The sequence below is a fragment of the Rhizobium sp. SVR5-2C genome (genome assembly GCF_056755115.1).
Map to the genome: position 1 here is coordinate 1 of NZ_JBNDHT010000057.1, position 25,970 is coordinate 25,970.

Here is a 25,970-nt window from a genome sequence, read left to right on the forward strand (position 1 = left end):
GCGCCGAACCGCTGGTCAGCGGCCGGGAGGGGCTTGCGACACTTCGCGTCATCGAGGCGATCAAGTCATCGGCCCGATCGGGTCAGACGATCCGCTTGAGCGACGCTGACATGCGACGAGGTCACTGACATGATCAGTGGAACCACGCAGTTGATCGCTCATCTCGGCTATCCAACGGAGTCATTCAAGGCGCCGCTGATCTACAACCCTTATTTCGAAAAGAGGGGGATCGACGCGGTCGTCGTGCCGATGGGCTGCAGGCATGAAGACTATCCTTCCTTCCTCAAGCTCGTCTTCCGGCTTTCGAATATCCGCGGCGCTCTGATCACCATGCCGCACAAGATCACGACGATGAGCCTGCTCGATGAGGTTTCGACCAACGCCAGAGTGGCAGGCTCCTGCAATGCGGTCAAACTTGGAGCCGACGGCAGACTGGTCGGGGACATGTTCGACGGCGAAGGCTTCGTTCGAGGTCTCCTGCGCAAGGGGCAACAGGTAACGGGAGCGGACGTGCTCGTCGTGGGTGCTGGCGGCGTCGGATCTGCTATCGCCGCCTCGTTGGCCGGTGCAGGCGTGCGCCGGATTGCGCTTCATGACGACAACAAGGCGACATTGAAGGGGCTTCGAAACCGTCTCAACACATACTATCCCGCAACCGACGTGGCGATCGGTTCGACAGATCCCGCCGGCTTCGACATCGTCGTCAACGCGACACCTCTCGGGATGCGGAAAGATGACCCGTTGCCACTGGATGTCGCGCGCCTGTCCTCCACCACGTTCGTGGGCGAAGTGGTCATGAAGGAAGAGATTACGCCGCTCCTTGCTGCGGCGCGCGCTCGAGGCTGCGCGTTCCAGGTTGGAACAGACATGTTGTTCGAACAAATACCAGCGTATCTGGAATTCTTTGGCTTCCCGACGACCACTGCGGACGATCTGCGCTCGATTGCTCTGTTCCCCTGAAGGGCGGTTGGCCGAAACGATCGAAAGATCCATATCTCCCTGACGGGATGTGTCCGGCGCGGGGCCGATCGGCTCGTTCAGTGTCTTGCTATTGAGTGCTTCTGACCGAGGCCATCCGCGGCGGTTGCGGGCCGACATCGGTCTTCATGGACCGAAACCCAATCGCCCCTGCCCGCAACAAGCCCCCACAGTTCCAACACACAGAGTCAGCCGGCGCCTGCCCCGCAAGCCAGCGCACTTGACGTTATATTTCTGGAAATATAACGATGCATTTGTTGCAACACAACGCCAGCCCAGTCATGGGAGAGTTTCGAAGAGAGATGCGCGATGTCCGGTCTTGGTCTGAATGTTCCACGTGCGGTTTCGCTCCGCCAGCAAGTCACCGACAGCCTGCGTGCCTCCATCATTTCGGGGACTCTTCCTCCTGGACAGAAGCTGATCGAAAGGGAAATCTGCGAAGAAATGCGGATTAGCCGGACGGTGCTGCGTGAAGCCCTCCAGCATCTGGAAGCGGAGGGAATGATCGTCAATGTGCCGCCCAGGGGCCGATCGGTGGTGGCCATTACGCCGAAAGAAATCCGTGAGATCCTGTCCGTTCGACGCGCGATCGAAGCCCTACTGATTAGCGATTTTAGAAGAAACGCCAGCGAAAGTCAGGTCGTCGAACTGCGCAGACGGCTTGACGACCTCGAAACGGCTAACGAAGACGAGACAATGGCGATCGAGGATCAGATCTCGACGCTGATCATGGACGTGAGCGGCAACCGGACGGCGTCTGATATGTTAGCGCAGCTCAACAATCGCATCGTCCTATCGCGCCGCCTGTCCCGGTCGGACCCCATGGCGGGCGCCAAGAGACAGGCCGAACTGAGAGCCTTTCTCGCTGCGGTCGACGAAAGCAAGAGTGGTGTTGGAGGTGCCAAGCGGGCATCACGATAGAGGCACTGGGCTCCGGTCCTCCGAAGCCCGTGTCTATTTCCTCAGTCGATATGGACGCCGCCGATGTTTGCCACGGCGCGGCGTGTCATAAGCTCTGCCAGGTGCGCACGATATTCGCCGGATGCATGCATGTCGCCCATCATGTCAGCAGGGTCGAGATGCAGCCCGTCCAGAACGCCCGGCTCCAGCCGCCCGCTCAGTGCCTCCTCGGCTTCGGTCCAACGAAAGACGCCGGAACTGCCAGCTCCGGTAATCGCGACGCGCACAGAACCGTCGCGAAGCTTCGAAACGAACGATGCGGCCAGCGAATAGCGTGACGCAGGATTGCGGAATTTCGCATATCCGGCGATCTCTGGAATCTTGAATTCCAGCCGCACGAGAATTTCACCTTCCTCCAACGCCGTCGTATAAAGGCCGGCAAAATAGTCGTCGGAAGATATCGCCCGGCGATCCGTATGGATTGTCGCATCGAGACTGAGAACAGCCGATGGGTAATCTGCTGCCGGGTCATTGTTGGCGACCGAGCCGCCGATCGTTCCAACATGCCGTACCTGCACGTCGCCGATCGAGCCCGCAAGTCCGCACAACGCTGGTATCGCCGCCGCTATCTCACCGGAGCCCACGACCGTCGCGTGCGTCGTTGCCGCGCCAATGACGATCCTGTCGGCCGCGACAGAGAGACCGGAGAGCTCCGGAATACGACGGACATCGATGAGGTTTGCAGGCGCGGCCAGACGCCCCTTCATGGCTGGGATGAGAGTGTGGCCGCCGGAAAGGTAGGCCGGCTCGTCACTGCTTGCGAAAATCTCCGCAGCCTCGGCCAATGTCTTCGGGCGATGATATTTGGTCTCGTACATGTACATGGAGCGCTCCGTCCTTTGGCTTACTCAGCGGCTATGGCGTGCTCATCACGATATTTTTCGGCAGCCTGCAGGACGGCTTCGACGATGTTGTGATAGCCGGTGCAGCGGCAAAGATTGCCTTCGAGTTCGTGACGGATGGTATGTTCATCAAGAACACCGGCGTGACGGTCGATCATATTGACCGACGCCATGATCATGCCCGGCGTACAGAAACCACACTGGAGGCCGTGACATTCATGAAATGCAGTTTGGACGTCGTGCAGCTTGTCACCTTTCGCAAGGCCTTCCACCGTCGTCAGTGAGCTGCCATCGGCAGCGGCAGCGAGGATGGTGCAGGACTTTACCGCGCGACCATCGAGAATGACGGTGCAGGCGCCGCACTGCGTCGTATCGCAACCTACGTGCGTCCCGGTCAGTCCGAGATGGTCGCGAATGAGGTGAACGAGCAGCGTGCGGTCTTCCACGGTCTTGGTCTGCTCGGTGCCGTTGACGGTCAGGGTAACGGTGGACATGATCTTCTACCTTATTCTTTTAGCGGAGAACGGCCGCTGCGATCACCACCACGGCAACCGCGGCAGCGACGATGATCCATAGTTTCGCCGGGTTCATGGCAGGCGATGCGGCAGCGGATGCCGGACGCGGAGACGGTGCTGCCGTAACTGACGCCACTGAAGGCGCAACCGGCGGCACGGGTGCCGGATCCGACGCGGTGCTTGCGGTTGCTCGCGGCTCGGAGATACGGTCGGCGAGGCTCTTGAAGAACTCATCGGCGAGTTTCTTTGCCGTCGAGTCGATCAGCCGCGCGCCGAGCTGTGCAAGCTTGCCGCCGACCTGGGCATTCGCCACATAGGTCAGGATCGTCTCATTGCCGTCTTCGGCAAGGTTCACATCGGCGCCGCCTTTTGCGAAGCCCGCGACGCCGCCCTTTCCTTCGCCTGAGATCGTGTAGCTTGCCGGCGCCTCGATGTTGCTAAGCTTTACCGCGCCTTCAAACGTCGCCTTGATCGGACCGATCTTCGTCGTCACCCGCGCGATGAAGCCCTCCGCCGGACTGCCCTGCAGGCTTTCGCAGCCCGGGAGGCACGCCTTCAACACCTCCGGATCGTTGATCATCTTCCACACGTTTTCGCGAGAAGCCTTGATCCTGTATTCGCCCTTCAAATCCATCAGAAACCTCCCGGTGAATGCATCGGCCGCTCAGCGGTTGCTGGTCACGGTGTTGTAGTAGGCGAGGTCCAGATACTTGGACGGGTCTGTCAGCGTCGTCCCGCCCTTTCCGAAGCGTGAACGCAGCTCCAGAACCCGCGTCATGCCATCCGCCAGGATCTTGGCATCCGGAGTCAGCCCAGAACGCGGCGAGAGCACGCTCGTCATGACCGATTGCAAGGCCGCCGGTTGAATCTCCGGCATCTTTTCCTGGAGGATACGTTCGGCCTGCGAGCGGTTCAGCGGGTCGAGCGTCCAGGCCAGACCCTTGAGGTACGCGCGGATGAAAGCCTTCACCGTCTCCGGGTTCTGCTCTGCCCAAGGGCGACGTGCGGCGACGGCACCACCCTGGTAGCTGTCGAAAATCTCCGTCGAAAGGCCAAGTACGTTGAAGCCGGACTTCCGCGCAATGCTGGTAAAAGGCTCGATGGTCAAGGTCGCGGCATGCTCGCCTGACTTCACGGACTGCCACCGCTGCGGTGTTGCGCCAACGGGAACGTAGGTGACATCGTCAGGCTTCAAACCACCCCGCGCAAACATCTCATAGAGCACGAAGGCAAAGCCGGTCGACAGCGCATCGAGCGCGATGCTGCGTCCCTTGAGATCCGAATAAGTCGTCACATCCGGAGCGGCAACGATGGCAAGCTCCAGCTGCGTCGCCCCCATGATCGTCACATAGTTGGGATTGACCGCAGCGCCTGCCGGCCCCTGCCCTTCTCCATAGGCGACGATGTTGTCGAATGCCGTGAAGATGATGTCAAACTCGCCAGCGGCAGTCCTTTCGGCCTGAGCAATGGAATTCGGCGTCAGCGTCAGCTCGATCGAAAGACCCTCCGCTTCAAAGAAGCCGTTTTCGCTTGCCGCGAAAACCGGGAGATTGGGAGCGCCGGGGAAAGCAATGACGCGAACCGTTTGCTTATGGGTCATGGACGAAGTTCTCCTGAGTTATCGTGCACCGGCCTGATGAATGGCCTTCCAGACGGTGAAGGGCGTGAGCGGCATCGGCAATTGCGTGACGCCGTAGTCTTTCAGCGCATCGATGACGGCGTTGGTTACGGTAACGAGTGCCGGCGTCGTGCCGCCTTCGCCGCCCGCTTTGACGCCGAGCGGATTTGTTGGCGAGATCACTTCGGCGATCTCGCAGTTGAAAGACGGCAGGTTGTCGAAGCGCGGCATGCCGTAGTCCATCAACGAGCCGGCAAGCGGCTGACCCGTCGTCTCGTCGATGGCGCATAGTTCCCACATGGCCTGGCCGACACCCTGCGCAATACCGCCATGGGTTTGCCCGTGAACGATGAGCGGATTGATGCAGCGCCCCACATCGTCAATGGTCGAATAGGCGGTGATCTGCACGTGCCCTGTCTCGGGATCAACCTCGACCTCGCAGATTGCAGCCCCATTCGGGAACACGGGCGTGTGCATTTCATTGTCACGCGCAACCCGCAGGGGTCCGTCGGCCTCGCGGGTGCGGAGCGAGAGCTCGAAAATATCGATCGCTTCATTGCTGCCCCGCAGCTTGAAGTAACCACTCTCGAAGTCGATCGAGTCAACATCTACGCCATACAGGGAGGCAGTGCGGCGGCGTCCTTCGGCCAGAAGATCGGCAGACGCCATCGCCATCACCGTACCGGCGTGACGCATCGAGCGTCCCGAATGCGAGCCGCCGCCGACACTCACGATGTCGGTATCTCCCAGGACGATCCAGACCTTTTCGACCGGCACCTGGAGCATGTCGGCCACAACCTGGGCAAAGCTGGTTTCATGCCCCTGCCCGCTCGGCTGCGTTCCGATCACAACTTCGATTGTTCCGTCGTCCTTGACCTCGATCTCGGCGCGTTCCTTGGGCGAACCAATCGAGGACTCGACGTAGTTGGCAAATCCGCGGCCTAGCAATTTGCCACGCGTCGCCGCATCCTGCTGACGCTTCTCGAAGCCGTTCCAATCGGCAAGCTCGAGAGCCCTATTCATGTTCTTTTCGTATTCGCCGCTGTCGTAGATGGAGCCCACCGCATTGGTGTAGGGCATCTGCTCCGGCTGAACCAGATTCCTGCGGCGCAGCTCGAGCGGATCGAAACCGAGCTCGCGAGCCGCGATTTCCACGAGACGCTCGATAGCGTAAGTGACTTCCGGGCGCCCGGAACTACGATACGCCTGCGTGCACATCGTATTGGTGAAGACTGCGCGCGCGCGCAGCGCTGCAACTGGTATGTCGTAGGAGCCGGTAATCAGGCCCGAGCCTTTGCTGAGCGGCGAAAGCGAGACGCAGCGCATACCAACATTGCTAAGGTTATCGGCCCGCAGCGCCAGGAATTTTCCTTCCTTGCTCAAAGCAAGCTCGACTTTGGTCACCAGATCGCGGCCCTGATAGTCGGTCAGGAACGCTTCCGAACGTGTTGCCGTGAACTTGACGGGCCGACCGACCTTCTTCGAGGCCCACAGAACGAGGCCGAACTCGACGTAGGCACGGTTGCGGGCGCCGAAGTTGCCGCCGACATCAAAGGACAGCACCCGGAGATTCTTGGGTTCGATGCCTAGAACCTTGGCAAGCTCCCCCTTCTGACGCACTGCTCCGCCGCTTCCGGCATAAAGGGTATAGCGACCCGTCTCGGCGTCGAAGTTGGCAACCGCGGCGCGCGGCTCGATCGTCACCGCGGTCACACGGTCGATATGGAAATCAGCGCGGATCACGTGATCTGCCTTGGCGAAGGCAGCATCGGTTCCGGCCCAGTCACCGAATTTCGACTCGATGAAGACATTGTTCGGGACTTCATCCCAGACAGCCGGAGCTCCCGGTTCAGCAGCCGCAGCCGTGTTTGTCACGTGCGGCAGTTCCTCATAATCGACAAGGACCTTTTCGGCGGCGTCGGCTGCTTGCGCCGCGGTTTCGGCCACCACCATGGCAACGGCCTCGCCGACATGACGCGCCCGGTCAGCCGGCAGTAGGTAATGCGGTCCGATAAACGGTTTGCCGCCATCTGGCGCCGTCAACTTCATATCGAATTTTGTGGACGGCACGGGGCTGTGAGGGAGCGGCTCAAGCTTGTCGTCGAGAACATCCTGCCCCGTCAGCACGGCAAGAACACCAGGACTGGACAGCGCTTCGCTCGGATCAATCGACCTGATACGCGCATGAGGATACGGTGACCGCACCATCGCCGCATAGGTCTGGCCCGGAAAGTTGAAGTCGTCGGAGAACCGGCCCTTGCCGGTGATCAGGCGTCCATCTTCCTTGCGCGGAATGGGCTTGCCCACATGCCGGAAGAAAGCTTCTTCGACAAGCTTCATTTCAGGCGAGAGAGCGGGGTAACTGATCATTTCCCGCGCGGATTGCTCCGGCGTTTCAACGCGTTTTTGAGTTGGGTTGGCCATTCAGAACTCTCATCCTCCGCGACTTGCGGCACGCCGTTGCTATCAGGCAGTACGCTGTTGCTTCTCGTCATAATGTATGACAGTATGGCGATGTTAATGCAATCGAAAAAGACGGGCGTTTTTAAACATCTTGTTTCGCGATCCGGCCTATGTGCGATTGTGAATGATCGAAAATCAGCGGGAGGCGGCCTCTCTTCGGCCGCGGAAACGCATTTGGGAGCACCATTTTTATGAGGATAAAAGAGCAGAATGCTCCGCAGGATCTCCAGGAGCACCTCGCCCGGCTTGAGGCGAATGGATTGTTGACCAAAATCCAGGTGCCGATCGACAAGGATGCGGAGCTTCATCCGCTTGCGCGCTGGCAATTCCAGGGGGGCCTGCCTGACGATCAGCGCCGCGGTTTTCTGTTTACCGATGTTCACGGAGCAAAAGGCGAGAAATACGACATCCCCGTAGCTGTCGGCGTGCTTGCGGCTTCGCCCGCCATCTACGCCGCCGGCCTTGGCGTCGAGGAGGATGAGATCGGCGATGTATGGGTTCGCGCCATGGAGAACCCGATCGACCCAGTGATGGTCAATGAGGCGCCATGCCAAGAAGTCGTCATCACCGGCGATGCATTGAAGGCTGAAGGCGGTGGCCTTGGCAGCTTGCCTGTTCCGGTTTCCACGCCGGGCTTCGACAGTGCCCCCTATTTCACGGCAACGCTCTGCGTAACCCGCGATCCCGAGAACGGCATTCGCAACATGGGAACCTACCGCGCCGCACTTAAGGCTGAAGATCGCCTTGGCGTACGCATGGCAAGCCGCCTCAGCGGCGCCGGCGGATACCAGCATTGGCTCAAATACCAGAAGCGCGGTGAGCCGATGCCCTGCGCGATCGTGATCGGCTGCGCCCCGGCGGTTCTTTTCACCGGCCCACAGAAATTGCCGATCGATCAGGACGAACTTGGCGTCGCAGGCGGATTGACCGGCAAGCCCATCAGGATCGTCAAATGCAAAACGATTGACCTTGAAGTGCCGGCCGATGCCGAGATTGTCATCGAAGGACTGGTCGATACCGAACTGCTGGAACCGGAAGGCCCGTTCGGGGAAAGCCATGGACACGTAGCCCTTGAAGACTTCAACATGTCGATGCGCGTCACGGCAATCACCCGCAAGCGCAAGCCGGTGCTTGTATCGATCGTCAGCCAGGTCACACCGAGCGAGTCGAGCGTACTCAAGCGCGTTGCCTACGAGCCTCTCTTCTACAACCATCTAAAGAAGGTCCTGAACGTCAAGGGAATCAAGCGCGTCGTCATGCACGAACCGCTGACCAATATCCGGAAGGTCATCTTCCTGGAATTCGACCGCTCGGCTCCGCAATCGGAAATCTGGCGTGGCCTCCAGGGTGCCGCGAACCTGCAGGCTCAGTGCGGAAAGATCGTCATCGCAGTTTCTGATGACATCGATGCGCGCAATGCCGACGCCGTATTCTGGTCACTCGCTTATCGCGCCAACATGATCGATGATGTGCATGTCAGTCCCTATCGTTCGGGCGGGCATGGTCCAAAATCGGGCTCGAAACGCGCCGAAGGCACCCTCTTGATCGACGCGACGCTCAAGGCGCCGATGCCGCCGCTTGCCCTGCCGGCAGAGCCCTACATGACACGTGCGCGAAAGATCTGGGAAGATCTGCAGCTCCCGCGTCTTTCGCCGCAGCCGCCATGGCATGGCTATTCGCTTGGCGACTGGAGCGATCTCTGGACCGGGTTTGCTGATTCGGCAGTCACGGGGGACTGGCGGGCGACCGGCGAGAATACGTTTTCACGCCGCCGGCCCGGCATCAAACCGGAAACTCCCGTTCGCGACATAGAGAAAAAGGACTGAGCTGCCACCGCGCAAATAGACCCCCGACGCCGGCACGATTCCGGCGCCGGGGGGCATCCACAGGCTCCCTTGACGAGGACTCGCTAATGCGCGCAATAAAGATCTTTGAACGATGTCTGTCTGTGTGACAGTCATGTAATGTGGCACTATGAAGAGGCCTTAGCGGGGAAATCATGAATAATCGGGAAATCGAGCTCTTTGCACCCCTCAAGCAGGAGTCCGCACCCCTGCGTAACAAGATCATCCAGTCTTTGCGGCGGGCGATCGAAACCGGCCATCTGGAGCCCGGTGCCCGCCTGGTCGAGAAAGATCTTTGCCAGCAACTGAATGTCAGCCGCACGTCTCTTCGCGAAGCGCTGCGCCAGCTGCAAGCCGAAGGAATATTGACCGAACTCAACAATCGCGGGCTCGCGGTCGTCACGGTTACGGCGGAAGATGCCGGAAATATCTACCGCATCCGCGGCGTATTGGAGCCTTTGATCATCGAGCAATTCATTGAAAACGCGCCTGACGCCGAGGTGGCGGCCCTCACACGCCACAGCAAGCGGCTGAAGGAGGCTTACAAGACTGGAACCGCCGAAGAGATCGTTGCCGCGAAGCGCGACTTCTACGATCTCATATGCTCCGGGGCTCGCAATCCGATCGCTTTCGACCTGCTGAAAAAGCTGACTCTTCTGACGTCCCCACTTCGCCGCCTGTCCGTCGTGCGTCCGGAGCGGCGGCTTCAGAGTATCAAGGAAATCGAGCAGATCGTCGACGCAATCGGCAAGCGCGACAAGCAGGCTGCCCATGTGGCCGCCGAAACCCATGTCGCGAATTCGGCGCGCTCGGCTCTCCACCGGAATGAACCTACAGAACTCATCCAAGCTTAAAGAAAGTTCCAGATCGCATGCGACGCCTCATCATAGCAATAACCGGAGCCTCTGGCATCATCTATGGCGTGCGCGCCCTGCAGCTCCTGAAGGACGTTGCCGATGTGGAGACGCATGCGATCATCTCGCCGTCTGCTTTGCGGACGGCTGCTGATGAAATCGACATGCCGGCGGAGGAAATCCGGGGCCTCGCGGACAAGCTCTACAACTACCGGGACATCGGCGCCGCCGTGTCCTCGGGTTCCTTCCGCACTGCAGGCATGCTCGTGGCGCCCTGCTCCATCAAGACGCTCAGCGGAATTGCCAACTGCTATAACGACGAGCTGATCGTGCGGGCCGCCGATGTCTGCCTCAAGGAGCGCCGCCGGGTCGTGCTGCTGTTGCGGGAGACACCGCTGCATGCCGGTCATATTGCATTGATGGACCAGGCGACACGCAACGGTGCGATCATCATGCCGCCTGTTCCAGCCTTCTACAGCAAACCGCAGACGATCGATGACATCGTGACCCAGACAGTCGGTCGCGCACTCGATCTATTCGATATCCACCTTCCCCTCGTCAAACGGTGGAAGGAAGAAACGGACGTTTCCAACTAGGAGCCGTCAGCTGCGGCAATCCTTTGGACTAGGGCCGATGCCCGCTCGCCGATAACTCCATCGCCATGGTGAGCCACGATGGCGATCATGTTGGCCGCCGCGGTCCCTCCAGCGGCTGCAGCCAAATGGCGCCCCTGGCTCTCCAAGAGCGCAAGTTCGATACGTTCGGCTGAGAGCTCCGCGCTCTTGATGGCATTGCGCAGCGCATCGGTCGTCTCGTTAGGAGCCGGCGACGGCCCTTCCTTCAACCGCCTCCTTATGACGCGCAGCGGCGAGACGATCTCTCTTTGCCATCCGCCGATGGCCCCGATGATTTCGGCGATATCCGATGCCGAAAGCGCGATCCCTCGATCTCCGAGCCACGCAGCATAGAGAAGCAGCGGCACGTCGACGTCATCTTCATCCTGCAGCGCAAGACAAGCTTCAGCGACGCCCGGCCTGCCATAGAGGCTGACGGCAAAATCCCACAAAGCCTGCTCGCGCGCCGTATTCATCCAAAAGATCTCCCAATGAAGATCGCCGGAGGCAGAACCCCCGGCGACAAGATGAGCCTTGAAAGCCGAATATCAGGGAGCGTCCTGCCCGGCGATTTCACTTTGCCAGGGTGCAACGTATCGCTCGAGCAAGCCTACCAGCTCCGACAGCACGACCGCAATCACCATGATCAGAACGATCGGCACGAACATCTCAGCCGTCCGGAAGCCGTTGGCCGAGGTGATGATGATGCCGCCAAGACCGGAGATGGCCGTCTGGAATTCGGCGATTACGATACCGATGACGGCCTTGCCGATCCCGAGCCGCAGGCCCGCCATGATATAAGGGATCGTTGCCGGCAGAATGATGCCTCGCATGATCTGCGCCTGAGGAGCACAGAAGGCCGTCCCGACCTCGATCAGCGTCTTTGGCACGGCTTTCACACCGAACCACGTATTCAGGCAGATAGGGAAGAAGGAAAGTAGAAAGACGATAACGGCCTTGACCATGAAGCCAAGACCGAACCAGAGGATCATCAGCGGCACGAGAGCAATCAGCGGCGTCGCATAGCCAGCGGTCACATAGATGCCGAAGCCGGCTTCCAGAACGCGGTACCGGCCAAGCAGCAATCCGACAGGAATACCGATCACGGCGGCCGCGAGGTAGCCTGCGACGAACGGCTTGCTGCTATCGAAGAGTGCGGTAAGAAGCCGGCCGTCGGCGGTCATCTCCTTCGCGGCAACCAGGATAGCGCTCGGATAGGTGCCAAGAAGCGGGTTTGCGCTGCGGCCGAAGTATTCCCAAATAGCCAAGGCGATAATCACGGAAATCGTCGTGATCATCCAGTTCGGCATCGTCCAACGGCTGCTTACGCCTTCGGCCTGTTTCGAGGAAAACACCCTGTCCGTCTGCGTGGTTGTAGACATGATCTTACTCCTCAAGCTGCCTTGCGTTCGTGATCGTGGAGTGCTTCCCAGATCATCGTGCGCTTCTTCGAATATTCTGCTGATGTGCGTACGGCGCGCATGTCCTGACGGTCGCGGCCGATCTCGATCGGGACGATCTCGCCGATCGTTCCCTTCTGCATCACGATGACGCGGTCCGCCAGCATGACGGCCTCATCGAGATCATGCGTGACGATGATAATCGTCTTTCCGGTTTTGCCGTGGATCGACAAAAGCTCTCCATGCAGCGTCTCGCGCGTCTGGGAATCCAGCGCCCCAAACGGCTCGTCCATGAGGAGGACCTCCGGGTCGATCGCAAGCGCGCGGGCAATACCGGCGCGCTGTTTCATACCACCGGAGAGTTGGTGCGGCCTGAGCTTTGCCGCGTGATTGAGACCAACAAGGTCGAGATAGTGGCTGGATTTCTTCGAGAGTTCCGGCTCCTTGACGCCTTTCATCTCGAGACCGTAACCGACATTGCTGAGCGTGTTCCTCCAAGGAAGGAGCTCTGCATGCTGAAAGACCATGCCTCGATCATGACCACAGCCCGCGACCGGGCGCCCGGCCACGCGAACCTGACCGGCCGTGGATGTCTCGAGGCCCATGATGATGCGCAGACAGGTCGTCTTGCCGCAACCGCTGGGGCCAATCAGTGCAATCACCTCGCCTTTCTCGACATCGAACGAAACACCATCCAACGCGCGTGCGAACTGGACACCCGATCGTGTGCCAAAAGACTTGACGATATTCTGCACCTCAAGATGAGCCATGCAGAGTCCTCCTCGAATTGAACAAGCTTATTTCTTCTGAACTGCCGCCAAGGCTTCCTGGCGAACACTTTCGTCAACGAATTTGCTGACATCGGCCTTCTGCTTCAGCGCACCAAGGCGAACCATCTGGTCGTCAGTCCACTGCAGATTTTCCATGGGAATCGCGAGATCGGTGGCGACGGCCTTATATTTGATCGCCTCATCATAGATGAACTCGGCCGTCTTGTCGTCGTCCGGCAGGTGCGCGACCTTGCGCGCTAGGGCGATCATGGCGTCCTTGTTGTTGACGGCATAGGTCAGCCCTTCCATTTCGGCGGCCAGGAAATTCACCATGTCGGCACGGCGCTCGGCAATCTTGGCGCCCGTCGTCATGATGCAGACCTTGACGAATTTCGGCGTCACTTCCGCACCGGCAAGGAGCGGCTTTACCTTGAGTGTATCGGCGCTGACGGCGAACTCGCTCGAGCTTGCGGCAGCGGCAACGACGCCGGAGCTGATGGCGCGCACGCGATCGGCGCTGCCTCCAGCATTGGCGTAGGTCACGTCGGTAACGCCGGCCGCTTCCAGAGCGAGCTGACCGAAGAGCGCAGGCAGCGAACCCGGTGCCGAAACGCCGATCGACTTGCCCTTGAGGTCGGCCGCCGAATTGACATCTTGCGCGGCGAAGACCGTGTAGGTCATTCCCGGCCAGTTGCAGCCGATGATCTTGATGTCGGCATTCTGATGCATGGCCGCGAAAGCAACGACCGGGCTTGCTTCGAAGCTGTCGAGCTCGCCTGCAATCAGCGCCTTCAGCGCCGTCGGACCGCCGGTGAATTCCACCATGTCGATGTTGAGATTATGCTTCTGGCCGAAGCCACCTTCGGCTGCCTGGAACAGGAACCCGGAATCGCCCTTTGCTTCGACGATACCGTGCTTCCAAGCCTCCTGAGCTTGCGCCGGCGTCATGGCAAACACTGCCGCCAAGCTTCCTGCGATCGCCCACAACCGGCTACGCACTGTCATTTTCGAAACCATCATTGACCTCCTCCCGAAAGGTATTGACTGAGTTTACCCCCTTGGGGGCGAGACCACATATGCAAGACTGTCGAATGTAATCTTGTCATAGTGTATGTTTGCCATACAATCATAACTGTGCCATAAGTCAAGTCGTTAAGCGGCCTGCATCGGACGGCGCTGTATTTGCTGGTTATTTGGGAGCGAGTTTATGACTGAGAGAATCTGGGATAAGTTCTTGACCGAGCGGGATAAACGCGTGTTTGAGCTCGCAGGGTACGGCGCCAGGCAGGGCTTCGGAAAACGTCCGGCATTGCTGGTGATTGACGTGAATTATGCGTTCTGCGGCGATCGCCGCGAGCCTGTTTTGGAGTCGATCAAGAAATGGCGGCAGTCCGGTGGCGAAGCCGCTTGGGATGCCCTGCCGATCATCCGCAGGCTCATCGACACCGCGCACGAGCGCGAGATGCCTGTTATCTATACGACCGGCGTCCGGCGCGACGACAATTGGGATGCGGGAGCCTGGGCGTGGAAAAACTCCCGTAGCGGAGAAAAACCCACAGGGACGAACCAGGACGGAAACGAGATCATGCCGCAGATTGCCCCGAGCGCGCGGGACATCGTCATCTACAAGCAGAAGCCAAGCGGCTTCCACGGCACCAACCTTGCTGGCTATCTGACGCAGCTCGGTTGCGACAGCGTCATCGTCACCGGCACCGCCACGAGCGGCTGCGTGCGTGCGACGGTCGTCGATGCCTTCAGCCACAATTACCGCGTCACGATGGTCGAGGACGCCTGTTTCGAACGATCCGAAGCAAGCCACGCGATAGCGCTCTGCGACCTCAATGCCAAGTATGCCGACGTCATAGAAAGCCCGGAAGTTCTTGCCTTCATGGAAAGCCTGCCGCGCGGAATGTTCAGCCTTCCCAAGGGGTCGGCGCAGAAGGCCGCCGGCTGATCATCAAAACCGCCGCTGCCGGCGACCCGGCCGGCAGCGGCATCGACGTGCTACGACGATAAAGGAACCCCACGTGGAAACCCGTAAAACAGAGTCCGATTTCGCAACAGCCCGGGACGGCACCCGCCTCTCCTACCGCCTGGTCCCTGGCGACGGCGCCGCCCGGTTTGTCCTTGTCCACTCGCTTGCCATGGACAAGAGCTTCTGGAACAGCACCGTCGAAGCGCTGAAGGGCGCCGGAGATGTGTTGATTTTCGATTGCCGCGGGCATGGCCAATCCGGAAAGCCGCAAGGCCCCTATCGCGTCGAGCAATTTGCCGACGATATCGCCGACTTGATGGACCATATCGGCTGGCCCGCCGCGATCGTGGCCGGAGCTTCCATGGGCGGTTGCGTCTCGCTGGCCTTTGCAAGCCATCACCCTGAGCGAACGCAGGGTCTCGGACTTTTCGACACGACGGCCTGGTACGGAGAAAATGCACCAGCCGCCTGGGCTGAGCGCGCCGCAAAGGCAAAGAACGAGGGCCTCTCGGCGCTGGTGGGCTTCCAGAAGACGCGCTGGTTCGGCGACGCATTCCGGGAAGCGAACCCCGCTATCCTCGACCAGGCTGTCGGCATCTTCCTCGCCAACGAACTGCCGGCCTATGCGGCGACCTGCGAAATGCTCGGCGCCGCAGATCTGCGCGCGTTTCTACATAAATTCGCTTTCCCCTGCGAGATCCGCGTCGGCTCCGAAGACTACGCCACGCCGCCTGAGATGGCGCAATATCTGGCGGATAACATCAAGGGTTCACACCTGGAGGTGATGGAAGGGGTGCGGCACTTCTCGCCGCTTGAAGTGCCGTCCGAGATTGCCGCTGCTCTGCTGAAGCTCCGCTCGGCTGCATGACGATACCCAGCAGGCAGCCGGAGCAACCGGCTGCCTCGGTCAAATCCCTGGCTCGACGCCGGAAGCAGGAGTTCCGTGGATGAAAGACCCTCATGGTGAATGGGAAGCTTTCGAGGACTACGTTCTCGATTTCGCGATCGAGACGCTGAAGCGCCGCGAGAAGCTGGCTCTCGTCACGCTGGTCAAGATCGAGGGATCGTCACCGCGTTTTTTAGGCGCTCAGATGGCGATATCCGAAACAGGAAACTGGGTCGGATATCTTTCCGGCGGCTGTATCGAGAGAGCTGTCGTCGGCGAGGCGCTTGAAGCCATTGCCGCCGGTGAGAGCCGGTTGGTACGTTACGGCCGCGGCTCGAAGTATTTCGATATCCAGCTTCCCTGCGGCAGTGCGATCGAGCTTTTCTTCGACGTCGATGCCGATCTGAATACCCTTGAGGAGATCGACCAGCGCCTGAAACATCGACAGGTCGCCGAGTTGGTGATCGACGAAGGCAACCGCTTCGGAGCTCATATGCTTCGCGTTTACCGGCCGCGCAAACGGCTGGTTATCGCGGGCGTCGGACCGGCGACGGTTCAACTCGCCCGGATGGCACAGATCGCCGGTTTCGAGGTGCTTGCCTGGTCCTACGACGAGCCGACGCTTCAGCGCCTGTCTTCGTTCAATGTAGCGACGACCCACCTGACAAGCCCCAACCGCACGCCGCCATTCGAAGCCGACGCGCGCACGGCAATCGTCTTTATGTTCCACGACCACGATTGGGATCTGGCGCTGCTCCCGTCGGCATTGGCGACGGATGCCTTCTACATCGGAGCAATGGGAAGCCGGCCGACCCATCGCCTGCGTCTGCAGCGGCTTGAGGAACAGGGGTTCGATCGCGCAAGCCTGAACCGCATCAACGGCCCGGCAGGGCTATTTGCCGGCAGCAAGAGCGCCGGCGACATCGCGCTTTCGATCCTCGCCGAACTGGTTCACGTCGATCAAACACGGGTTAAGACACGCATCGCGGAAAACGACAGGGAGCCATCGCAGACCTCCTTGGCCCACGTATTCGGCTCGGCATAGGGACCGCGAGCGCCGGCCCACTTTGGTCGCACCTCCTTGGCGACAACGCAAAGCATTGGCAGGTCCGCGAGCTATAAAATAAACTCGGCACACCATATAATTTATCTTTGTCATGCAAGATGACCGGGAGCCAATCATGTGCCGAAACATAAGACCCCTGTTCAATTTCGATCCACCGGCGACAGACCAGGAAATCAACGACGCCGCGCTTCAGTTCGTGCGCAAGCTGAGCGGGACGACCAAACCGTCGAAACGGAATGAAGTGGCTTTCAGTCACGCGGTCAGTTCGATCGCGGCGGCGGCCCAGGAATTGCTCGATTCGCTGGAAACAGCGCAACCCCCACGCAACCGCGAGGAAGAAGCGGCAAAGGCGCGCGCTAGAATGGCGGTCAGGTTCAGCTGAGTCGACCGACCTAACCCTTCCATCGCAGGAAAACCGTCGCAAGCGGCGGGACCGTGAGAGAAATCGAGAATGCCTTGTCGTGCGTTGGCTGGCGTTCTGCCCATACCTCGATCTGCCCGAGATCGGCCCCTCCATAGACCGCGGCATCGGTATTAAGCATCACCTCCCAGCGCCCCTCCGCCGGCACGCCAACGCGATAACCGTTCCGTGGCACCGGCGTCAGATTGGACATGATCAGGACATGCGAGGAGCGGTCTTGCGCACTGCGAAGCATACCGTAGATGGAATTTTCCGCATCATCGGCCGCCGCCCATTCGAACCCGGCGGGATTCAGGTCTCCGAACTGTAGTGCCGGCTCTCGTGTGTAGAGAGTGTTCAGGTCGCGGATCAGGCGCTGCAGGCCTGCATGGCCGGGCTGGTCGAGCAGGTCCCAATGAATGGAGCCGTCATGGCTCCATTCGGCATCCTGAGCAATCTCACCGCCCATGAAGAGCAGTTTCTTGCCGGGATGCCCCCACATGAAGCCGTAATAGGCGCGCAGGTTGGCGAGCTTCTGCCAGTGGTCGCCTGGCATCTTGCCGAAAAGCGAGCCTTTGCCGTGCACCACCTCGTCATGGGAGAGCGGCAGAATGAAGCGTTCTGAATAGGCGTAGATCATCCCGAAGGTCATCGCCGAGTGGTGGTATTTGCGGTAGACGGGGTCGTCCTGGATATAGTGCAGCGTGTCGTGCATCCATCCCATGTTCCACTTGAAGTCGAAACCAAGTCCGCCCTCGTCGAGCCGCTTCGAGACGCCGGGCCAGGCGGTCGACTCTTCCGCCACCGTAAAGGCGTGGGGGCAGCGGTGATGGATGATGCTGTTGAGGTGCTTCAGGAATTCGACTGCCTCGAGGTTCTCGCGGCCGCCGTACTGGTTGGGGATCCATTCGCCCTCGTTGCGGCTGTAGTCGCGGTAGAGCATGGAGGCGACCGCGTCCACGCGTATCCCATCCACATGGAAATGCTCCAGCCACTCCAATGCGCTAGCAATCAGGAAGCCTTTCACCTCGTTGCGGCCGAGATTGTAGATCAGCGTGTTCCAGTCCTTGTGAAACCCCTCCCGCGGGTCTTCATGCTCATAAAGTGCGGTCCCGTCGAAGCGGGCGAGCCCCCAGACATCGGTGGGGAAATGGGCCGGCACCCAATCGAGGATCACGCCGATGCCCGCGGCATGGCAGCGATCCACGAAATAGGCGAAATCCTCTGGCGTGCCATGGCGACCGGTTGGCGCGAAGAGGCCAAGCGGCTGATAGCCCCAAGAGCCACCGAATGGATGCTCCATGATCGGCAGGAGTTCGATGTGCGTGAAGCCGAGATCTCGGGCATACGGAACCAGCCTCTGGCTGAGTTCGACCCAATCGAGCGGCCGGTTTTCCTCCTCAGTGATCCTGAGCCAAGATCCGAGATGCACTTCGTAGATCGAGATAGCACCTTCGAGCGCTCGGTCCGCTCGGTGCGCGCGCATCCAATCCTCATCGCTCCAGCGGAAGGGTTTCGAGGAGGCGACGATCGAGCCCGTCGAGGGTGCGGCTTCGCTGGCGCGGGCAACCGGATCGGCCTTCTGCGGCAGGAGATTGCCGTGAGTGTCGACCAGCTCGAACTTATAGCGCTCGCCATGCGTGAGGCGGGGAATGAAAAGCTCCCACACGCCCGCCTGCGGCCTGAGCCGCATCGGATGCCGCCGCCCATCCCAGGAATTGAAGTCGCCGATAACGGACACGCGCCGCGCATTCGGGGCCCATACGGAAAAGCGGACGCCTTGAATGCCATCGACCTCCGTCGGAATGGCACCGAGCGTGCGGCCGAGGTCGTAATGGGTACCTTGAGCGATGAGATGCAGATCAAGGTCGCCGAGCAGCAGGCCGAAAGCGTAAGGGTCTTCCGTCTCCTGCACGGCATCGGGCCAGTTGATGTGAAAGAGGTAGCTGGTCGGGCTGCCGATCGCGCCGGCAAAGAGCCCGCCCGGATGAATCGTCTCCAGCCGCGTCAGCACGCGGTTGGTGCCGACCTCCACCACGTCCACGGAGATCGCGCCAGGCAACAGCGCTCTTATGACGGTAAGGTCGCCATATTGATGAAGTCCGAGAATTGAGAAGGGATCGCCCTGGCGGCCTTCGATGAGATCTTGAAGAGCCTCCTGGGCGGTGCCGATCATCAGGTCTGCGCGCTCGTGTCTCATGCGACGTTCTCCAGGAGTCTCGATGCGATGGCCGACAAGCCCGCAACTGGCAGGGCTAGCCAATTGGGACGGTTATGGGCCTCATAAGCGATCTCGTAAGCCGCCTTCTCCAGCAGGAACAGGTCGAGGATGCGACCGCCAGATTCCGCCGGGATGCTGAGTTCTCTTGCGCTGTCGATTGCGTCGAAATAGGCCTGAAGAAATGCAGGTTCCGCCATTTCGATGAAGCGGGCCACGAGCGCCATATTCCTCTCATTGTCCACTTGGGTTACCAAGTCCCGGTCAACATCTGCCGACGCTGCCAGATAGCTGAGCGATCTCAGTAGTCCTGCGACATCCCGCAGCGGATTGCTCTTGGCGCGACGTTCGGCGAGATCTCGGGCAGGCTCGCCCTCGAAATCGATGATGTAGGCATCACCTTCCGAGACCAGGATCTGGCCCAGATGGAAGTCGCCGTGATTGCGGGTCATGAAGGTGCCAGCCGCGGCCTTGGCCAGGTAGCCAGCCGCCTTCAAAAGGTCCTCGCGTCCATCGATGAGCTGCCCGATCTGTTGAGCGACGGCCGGAGCGAGGCTGTCGCGGGTCTCCTCCAGAATGGCGAGGCTGGCCTTGACCTGCTCTTTGACGGCGTTTGCCAGCGCTAGGGCATCCGCGTTGGACATCCTGACGGGTTTGAAATTCTCGTCCTCGGTCGGCTGCGCCAGCGCCACATGCAATTCGCCGAGCCGTTTGCCGGCCGTCGCGGCAAAATCGACGATTGGCTTGAAGTGCTCGTCCGCTGCCTCCTCGTCGATCCCGGTTACCAGCACCTCATCGATCGAGCGACGGAGATTGCCGAGCATCCAGTCCCAGGCATCGCCCTGGTTACGGATCGCACCCTGCACAATCATGCAGGTGTAGCGACTGCCATCCGGCGCAATGCGCGCGACTTCGCCGAGCAACTGCGCCGTATTCTTGTACCCGACCTTCGTGAGATGGCGGGTCATCTCCACTTCCGGATGGGTGCCCGGCAAGATGTGGCGGATGAGCTTGACCATCGCCATGTCGCCGATGATCAGGGAGCTGTTGGATTGCTCTGCCGAGAGCCACCGCACCGGCATGTCCTCGTTGACGTTCATGCCGTCGAGCTGATCCGTCCCGAGAAATTCCAGCCTGCCGGCGCGGCCGGAGATGACTGCACGTTCGCTGAGCCCGCGGACGACGCCGCGTGCCAAGCCCTCCAGTGCAAAGCCGTCGGTCAGAAATCCCACCCGGCGGCTTTGGCGGAGGCGGGCAAGAGCAAGCTGTTGCACGAGGGCGGTCGGCTGGGTGTCGTCCCACGATACCGCAAGCGGCAGCAGATAGGTGTCCGTACGCTCGTCGAGCTCGACCTCCAGTTCTCCCAACAGGAGGTTGCCGGCAAAGGGAAGCGGCGTCGCGGCAACAAGGGAGGCACGCCTCAACGCCTGGCCCTTGCTGCCGAACCAGCGCCGCTTGGCGAGATAGCCCGGCAGAACCTCGCTCGACAGCGTCCGGGAAAGCCGTGGCTCATCGACCAGTTCCTGCAGATTGCGACGCATCACTACGGTCACCATGTCCTGCAACTGCTCGGGAGGCTCGGTGCGCCAGGCAGGGCCGTCCGCCTCCTGCGCGAGCTGGAACCAGAAGAATCCGTATGGCGGCAGTGTAAGCAGGTAGGTGAGCTGACCGATCGGCGGGAACGGAGACATGCCCGTCAGCTCGATCGGTACGCGGCCCTCGAACTGTGCGAGATCGAGTTCGACGGCCTGCGGCAGGCGGGAGAGGTTGGCGACGCAAAGGATCGTCTCGTTATCGTATTCACGCAAGTACGCGAGAATCTTGCGGTTGCCCGGTGTGAGGAACCTCAAGGGGCCTCGCCCGAAAGCCATATGCCTGTTGCGCAAGGCCAGCATGCGGCGGGTCCAGTTCAGCAGCGAGTGCGCGTCCGCTGCTTGCGCCTCGACGTTCACGGCCTCGTAGCCATAAAGAGCGTCCATGATCGGCGGCAGCACCAGCCGGGCCGGGTCGGCTCTAGAAAAGCCGGCGTTGCGGTCCGGAGACCACTGCATCGGCGTGCGGACGCCATCGCGGTCACCCAAATAGATATTGTCGCCCATTCCGATCTCGTCGCCATAGTAGATCACCGGGGTACCCGGCATCGAGAGCAACAGGGCGTTCATCAGCTCGACGCGGCGGCGGTCGCGCTCCATCAGCGGCGCAAGACGGCGCCGAATGCCGAGATTGATGCGGGCGCGGCGGTCGGCGGCATAAATGTTCCAGAGGTAGTCGCGCTCTTCGTCGGTCACCATTTCAAGCGTCAGCTCGTCGTGATTGCGAAGAAAGATCGCCCATTGGCAATTCTCGGGGATTTCTGGCGTCTGCCGCATGATGTCGGTGATGGGAAAGCGGTCTTCCTTGGCGATCGCCATATACATCCGCGGCATCAGCGGGAAGTGGAATGCCATATGGCACTCGTCGCCGTCGCCGAAGTATTCGCGCGTGTCCTCCGGCCACTGATTGGCCTCGGCAAGGAGCATCTTGCCTGGATGCGTGGCATCGAGCGCCGACCGGATCTTCTTCAGGATCTCATGTGTCTCCGGCAGATTCTCGTTGATCGTGCCTTCTCTCTCGACCAGATAGGGAATCGCGTCGAGGCGGAAGCCGTCGATACCGGTTTCCAGCCACAGCCGCATCACGCCCAAGAGTTCCTCCAAGACCAGCGGATTATCAAAATTGAGGTCCGGTTGGTGGGAATAGAAGCGGTGCCAATAGTAGGCGCCCGCCACGGCATCCCACGTCCAGTTGGACTTTTCCGTATCGAGAAAGATGATGCGGGTTTCCGGGAATTTCTGATCCGTATCCGACCAGACGTAGAAATCCCGCTCCGGCGAGCCGGGTGGCGCTAAGCGGGCACGCTGGAACCACGGATGCTGGTCGGACGTGTGATTGATGACGAGCTCGATGACCACCCGCAGGCCGCGTTGGTGCGCAGCTTCGACAAAGGCCGTGAACTCCTCCATCGTGCCATAGTCCGGGCTGACGCTGGTGTAATCGGCGATATCATATCCGTCGTCCCGACGCGGCGAAGGGAAGAAGGGCAACACCCAGATCGTATTGGCGCCGAGCGCGGCGATGTGGTCGAGCTTCTCGTGCAAGCCCTTGAAGTCCCCGATGCCGTCCCCATTGGCATCGAAGAAGGATTTGATGTGAAGTTGGTAGATGACCGCGTCCTTGTACCACAAGGGATCGGGCTCCTGCGCGGATGTCTGAGCCAGCGCGCCGGGACTTAGGGTCATCGTATCCATGTCGTTCTCCTCCCTTATCTCACGCGCCAGATCGCAAACGGCAGGCCGGCATGCGGATCGAGCCGAATGCGCTGGATCTTACCGGTCAGGGTGAATTTCCGGCCGCTGATCAGGTCCTCGAGGTCAAGCGCGCCGTGGTCTGGGAGGTTCCATGACCAGAGCGGGATTTCCACGTCCGCTTCCTGCGCATTGTACGGATCGAGGTTGACGGCGATCAGCAGAGCGTTCTCACGGCTCGTGGTTGCCCTCTCATAGAACATGATGTTGTCGTTCCAGGCCGTGAGAAGCTGGAGGCCAAGGTGCGAATGCAGCGCCGGATTCTCCTTTCGGATCCGGTTGAGCATGGCAATCTCGGATTTGATGTTGCCTGGCCTGTCGTAGTCCCAGGCGCGAATCTCGTATTTTTCCGAGTCGGCATATTCCTTGCGTTTGGCGTCGGGCCGGCCCTCGCAAAGCTCAAACCCATTGTAGACGCCCCAGAGTCCCGAGAGTGTGGCGGCAAGCGCAGCACGGATCAGATAGGCCGGGCGCGGCGCGTTCTGCAGGAAATCGGGGTTGATGTCGTGCGTGTTGACGAAAAAGTGAGGCCGGAAGAATTCCTTCGGTTCTTCCGTGGTGATCTCGCGCATGTACTGCTCGAGCTCCCACTTCGCGTTGCGCCATGTGAAATAGGTGTAGGACTGTGAAAAGCCGATCTTGGCGAGGCGGTACATCACCTTCGGCTTCGTGAAGGCCTCCGACAGGAAGACGACCTCCGGATGCCGCGTGCGGATATCGGCGATCAGCCATTCCCAGAAGGGGAAGGGTTTGGTGTGCGGATTGTCGACGCGGAAGAGTTTTACGCCGTTGTCGACCCATTTCTGCACGACATCGCGCAGCTCGGTCCATAATGAAGGAACTGCGTTGCTGGCATAGAAATCGACGTTGACGATATCCTCGTATTTCTTCGGCGGGTTTTCCGCATAGCGGATCGTGCCATCCGGCCGCCAGTCGAACCAGCCCGGATGCTGTTTCAGCCACGGGTGGTCTGGCGAACACTGGATCGCCAGGTCGAGCGCAATTTCCAAGCCGGCTTCCGCGGCCGCATCCACCAGGCGCCGGAAGTCTTCGAACGCGCCGAGTTCGGGATGGATCGCCTCGTGCCCGCCTGCTTCGGAGCCGATCCCATAGGGGCTGCCGGGATCTCCCGGCGCGGCCTTGAGGCTGTTGTTCTTGCCCTTGCGATTCGTCTTGCCGATCGGGTGGATGGGCGTGAAATAGAGCACGTCGAAGCCCATGGCGCGGATTGCTGGCAGGCGCTCGATGACATCGTCAAACGTGCCGTGGCGGTTGGGATCACCGCTCTGGGAGCGTGGAAAAATCTCGTACCAGCTCGCAAATGCGGCGGCCGTACGTTCCGCATCGAGCGGAATGGCCTGCGAGCGAACCCGATGGGGCCGGCGGTCGGCCTCTGCCAACAGTTCGGCAGTCTCGGCGGCAAGCAGGATTTCGATGCGCTGGGAATCTTGCACTTCGGTCAGCTCGTCGAAAAGGCTCTGCAGCCGTTTTTTGATCCGACCGGACGAATTGTCGAGCGCGTCGAGCACGTGGTTGATGCCCTCCTGGATTTCCAGGCGGAGATCGAGCCGTGCCTCGTGCTTCTTGGTGAATTCGTAGCGGAAGATAGCGAAGGGATTGCGCCAGCCTTCGACTATGAATTCGTGCCGCCCCACGCGCTTCGGAGTGAATTCCGCGTGCCAGCGATCGTTTTCGATCAACTGCATGCGGACCTCGTTCCACTTCGTCTCGTCGGCCGGTCGCCAAAGCAGGGCCGCCGACAGCGGGTCATGGCCATCGCCGAAAATATCTGCCTCGACCTTCACCGTCTCGCCGACGATGCGTTTGACGACGAAACGCCCCTCATCCACCGCCGGCGTGATTTTTTCGATAGCCAGCCGCGCAGAGGCGGCCGCCTCGTCGACGCTCGGGACCCGGACCGCATCAATGACCGGAATTGACGATGTTCCTTCGAATATCCGCAGCTCGCCCGGCTTCAGTTTGAGCTCAGCGGTAAAGGTCTCATCCTCCGCGTCGAGAGCCTTTAGCGGCAGAAAGGCGGAGGCGGCTTCGCGGACGGCGTTAAACGGCGCTTGCGCGACGCGCCTGAGATCGCGATTGAGGACGACGATGCGCGCCTTCTGGGACGTGCGGATGTCCTCCAGCTCGGTCTGCATCAGGGCGACCGTCGGCGTCTGGCTGGCGAAGACCAACCTCAGCGGCTGCCGGGCGAAGCCGGCGGTAGTCTTGTTCGTTCCCCGGCTTACAGTACGGATGTCTCCTGAGAGATCGAACGAGCCGATGTCACGAAGTCCCGCCAAGCCGCTTCCGTCGCCATGCAACGGGTCGAGCGGCGTTTCCACTCCGTATTCGAAGCCCATGGGGATCATCAGCCCACTGGCAAACGTGGACGCAAGTTTCAGCGCCCGGACTGCCTTGCGCTGCAGAACTTCGCAACTGTCCGTGCCGTTGGCGACGCGCCTGGCGAATGGCGCTTCCGGGAAGGTGATCTGATAGCCGATCTGTCGCTGGATCTGGTATTCGTCCATGATCCAGCGGTCCTCAAGATTCCACCATGCAAACGAGGAGAAGCTGCCGTCGAAGCCGGTATCTGCAAGGGCTTTGCGGTCTTCGAAGGCGCTGCCTGGCGTCCAGGCGAGAAAGATCGTTTCCGGAGCCGACTGCCGGGTCGAGACGATAAGCTCGCGCCACGCTTCCGGCGCCAGCCGCCCGATCCCCAGGCAACGGAAGCCGGCAATGCCAAGGCCCGTAAGCCAAATCATGCGGGTGCGCCAAGCCTCAATGTGCTTGGCCTCGCCCATGAAATCGATGCGCCGGCTGAGATTTTCCTGTGGTGCCACGCGCGGATCGGCGGTCATCGATTCCGCCGTTTCATCATCGAGGGCCACTCGGTCGACGACGAGGTCGAGCATCAATCGGACGCCGTTCTCTCGAGCCGCCTGAACCAGCGCCTTCAGCCCGTCGCCGACGGAATCACCTAGTCCGAGTTCAGGATCAAGCCGGTCGAAATTCCTGGTGACGAAGACGCTGGCATTATGGCCGCGTTCGAAAAGGGGAGCCGTGAGCACAGTGTCCAGGCCAAGGTCCTTGGCATGCGCGAACACCTCTCTCCAAGCGTCCAGCCCCTTCAGCATCAGGGGATGCACGTAATAAATCTGCGGTGGCAGTCGTGAGAGAGAGATTCGGGAAGCGAACTGAGGGCGCGTGTCCATGAGCAATGCCT

General features: G+C 60.4%; 21 protein-coding genes and 1 pseudogene. 10 read left to right on the forward strand and 12 right to left on the reverse strand.

The annotated features are described in order from the left end of the window. The 3 genes and pseudogenes from ACPYOI_RS17530 to ACPYOI_RS17540 form a co-directional block, all read left to right on the forward strand. Positions 1–128: pseudogene (locus ACPYOI_RS17530) on the forward strand (gfo/Idh/MocA family oxidoreductase); the annotation flags it as partial. A 1-nt stretch (position 129) separates the two neighbouring features. Next, complete coding sequence (locus tag ACPYOI_RS17535; protein WP_481414463.1) at positions 130–960, forward strand: shikimate dehydrogenase family protein; 831 nt, start codon at positions 130–132, stop codon at positions 958–960. Positions 961–1,287: 327 nt separating this feature from the next. Next, positions 1,288–1,899, forward strand: a complete 612-nt coding sequence (locus ACPYOI_RS17540; protein ID WP_481414464.1) for a GntR family transcriptional regulator — start codon at positions 1,288–1,290, stop codon at positions 1,897–1,899. Between the two features lie 41 nt (positions 1,900–1,940). On the opposite strand, the gene ACPYOI_RS17545 is transcribed toward ACPYOI_RS17540, so the two are convergent. From ACPYOI_RS17545 to ACPYOI_RS17565, 5 genes are read right to left on the reverse strand one after another with little or no spacing between them, the layout of a single operon-like run. Then, entirely contained in the window at positions 1,941–2,756 is an 816-nt protein-coding gene (locus ACPYOI_RS17545; RefSeq protein ID WP_481414626.1) for an FAD binding domain-containing protein, read from the reverse strand. Between the two features lie 26 nt (positions 2,757–2,782). Further along, complete coding sequence (locus tag ACPYOI_RS17550) at positions 2,783–3,274, reverse strand: (2Fe-2S)-binding protein (protein ID WP_168829954.1); 492 nt, start codon at positions 3,272–3,274, stop codon at positions 2,783–2,785. 19 nt (positions 3,275–3,293) lie between these two features. Beyond that, positions 3,294–3,929 (reverse strand): SRPBCC family protein, encoded by a 636-nt coding sequence (locus ACPYOI_RS17555; RefSeq protein ID WP_481414465.1) that lies wholly within the window; start codon positions 3,927–3,929, stop codon positions 3,294–3,296. A 30-nt stretch (positions 3,930–3,959) separates the two neighbouring features. After that, positions 3,960–4,895, reverse strand: a complete 936-nt coding sequence (locus ACPYOI_RS17560; RefSeq protein ID WP_481414466.1) for an ABC transporter substrate-binding protein — start codon at positions 4,893–4,895, stop codon at positions 3,960–3,962. An 18-nt stretch (positions 4,896–4,913) separates the two neighbouring features. Beyond that, entirely contained in the window at positions 4,914–7,337 is a 2,424-nt protein-coding gene (locus ACPYOI_RS17565; protein WP_481414467.1) for a xanthine dehydrogenase family protein molybdopterin-binding subunit, read from the reverse strand. 230 nt (positions 7,338–7,567) lie between these two features. Here ACPYOI_RS17565 and ACPYOI_RS17570 point away from each other — a divergent pair, with 230 nt between their 5' ends. From ACPYOI_RS17570 to ACPYOI_RS17580, 3 genes are all read left to right on the forward strand, one after another. After that, positions 7,568–9,202, forward strand: coding sequence for a UbiD family decarboxylase (locus ACPYOI_RS17570; protein WP_481414468.1), 1,635 nt, complete (start codon positions 7,568–7,570; stop codon positions 9,200–9,202). A 173-nt stretch (positions 9,203–9,375) separates the two neighbouring features. Continuing rightward, positions 9,376–10,074 carry a GntR family transcriptional regulator gene (locus ACPYOI_RS17575; protein WP_481414469.1) on the forward strand — a complete coding sequence of 233 codons (699 nt, stop codon included), beginning with the start codon at positions 9,376–9,378 and terminating at the stop codon, positions 10,072–10,074. Between the two features lie 17 nt (positions 10,075–10,091). After that, on the forward strand, positions 10,092–10,670 hold the full coding sequence (locus ACPYOI_RS17580; protein ID WP_168829948.1) for a UbiX family flavin prenyltransferase: 579 nt from the start codon (positions 10,092–10,094) through the stop codon (positions 10,668–10,670). On the opposite strand, the gene ACPYOI_RS17585 is transcribed toward ACPYOI_RS17580, so the two are convergent. The 4 genes from ACPYOI_RS17585 to ACPYOI_RS17600 all read right to left on the reverse strand — a co-directional run bounded on the left by ACPYOI_RS17585 (position 10,667) and on the right by ACPYOI_RS17600 (position 13,878). Further along, entirely contained in the window at positions 10,667–11,164 is a 498-nt protein-coding gene (locus ACPYOI_RS17585; RefSeq protein WP_481414470.1) for a TIGR02444 family protein, read from the reverse strand. The genes ACPYOI_RS17580 and ACPYOI_RS17585 overlap by 4 nt on opposite strands. A gap of 72 nt (positions 11,165–11,236) precedes the next feature. Further along, a complete protein-coding gene (locus tag ACPYOI_RS17590) occupies positions 11,237–12,070 on the reverse strand; it encodes an ABC transporter permease (protein WP_168829946.1) in 834 nt (277 codons plus the stop codon). A gap of 11 nt (positions 12,071–12,081) precedes the next feature. Beyond that, the gene (locus ACPYOI_RS17595; protein WP_168829945.1) at positions 12,082–12,858 is read right to left on the reverse strand and encodes an ABC transporter ATP-binding protein; all 777 of its coding nucleotides are present in this window, start codon (positions 12,856–12,858) and stop codon (positions 12,082–12,084) included. A 27-nt stretch (positions 12,859–12,885) separates the two neighbouring features. Next, on the reverse strand, positions 12,886–13,878 hold the full coding sequence (locus ACPYOI_RS17600; RefSeq protein WP_481414471.1) for an ABC transporter substrate-binding protein: 993 nt from the start codon (positions 13,876–13,878) through the stop codon (positions 12,886–12,888). 187 nt (positions 13,879–14,065) lie between these two features. On the opposite strand from ACPYOI_RS17600, the gene ACPYOI_RS17605 reads away from it, so the two are divergent. From ACPYOI_RS17605 to ACPYOI_RS17620, 4 genes are all read left to right on the forward strand, one after another. Next, positions 14,066–14,812: an isochorismatase family protein gene (locus tag ACPYOI_RS17605; protein ID WP_481414472.1), complete on the forward strand. Its 747-nt coding sequence runs from the start codon at positions 14,066–14,068 to the stop codon at positions 14,810–14,812. 73 nt (positions 14,813–14,885) lie between these two features. Continuing rightward, positions 14,886–15,701, forward strand: coding sequence for an alpha/beta fold hydrolase (locus tag ACPYOI_RS17610; RefSeq protein ID WP_481414473.1), 816 nt, complete (start codon positions 14,886–14,888; stop codon positions 15,699–15,701). A gap of 79 nt (positions 15,702–15,780) precedes the next feature. Next, positions 15,781–16,764 (forward strand): XdhC family protein, encoded by a 984-nt coding sequence (locus tag ACPYOI_RS17615; protein WP_481414474.1) that lies wholly within the window; start codon positions 15,781–15,783, stop codon positions 16,762–16,764. Positions 16,765–16,900: 136 nt separating this feature from the next. Then, the gene (locus ACPYOI_RS17620) at positions 16,901–17,167 is read left to right on the forward strand and encodes a DUF2277 domain-containing protein (RefSeq protein WP_481423124.1); all 267 of its coding nucleotides are present in this window, start codon (positions 16,901–16,903) and stop codon (positions 17,165–17,167) included. A gap of 10 nt (positions 17,168–17,177) precedes the next feature. On the opposite strand, the gene glgB is transcribed toward ACPYOI_RS17620, so the two are convergent. From glgB to ACPYOI_RS17635, 3 genes are read right to left on the reverse strand one after another with little or no spacing between them, the layout of a single operon-like run. Then, entirely contained in the window at positions 17,178–19,385 is a 2,208-nt protein-coding gene (glgB, locus tag ACPYOI_RS17625) for a 1,4-alpha-glucan branching protein GlgB (protein ID WP_481423125.1), read from the reverse strand. Continuing rightward, entirely contained in the window at positions 19,382–22,681 is a 3,300-nt protein-coding gene (treS, locus tag ACPYOI_RS17630) for a maltose alpha-D-glucosyltransferase (RefSeq protein ID WP_481414627.1), read from the reverse strand. The genes glgB and treS overlap by 4 nt, the downstream gene beginning before the upstream one ends. Positions 22,682–22,704: 23 nt before the next feature. Then, entirely contained in the window at positions 22,705–25,959 is a 3,255-nt protein-coding gene (locus ACPYOI_RS17635; protein WP_481423126.1) for an alpha-1,4-glucan--maltose-1-phosphate maltosyltransferase, read from the reverse strand. Positions 25,960–25,970: the final 11 nt, after the last annotated feature.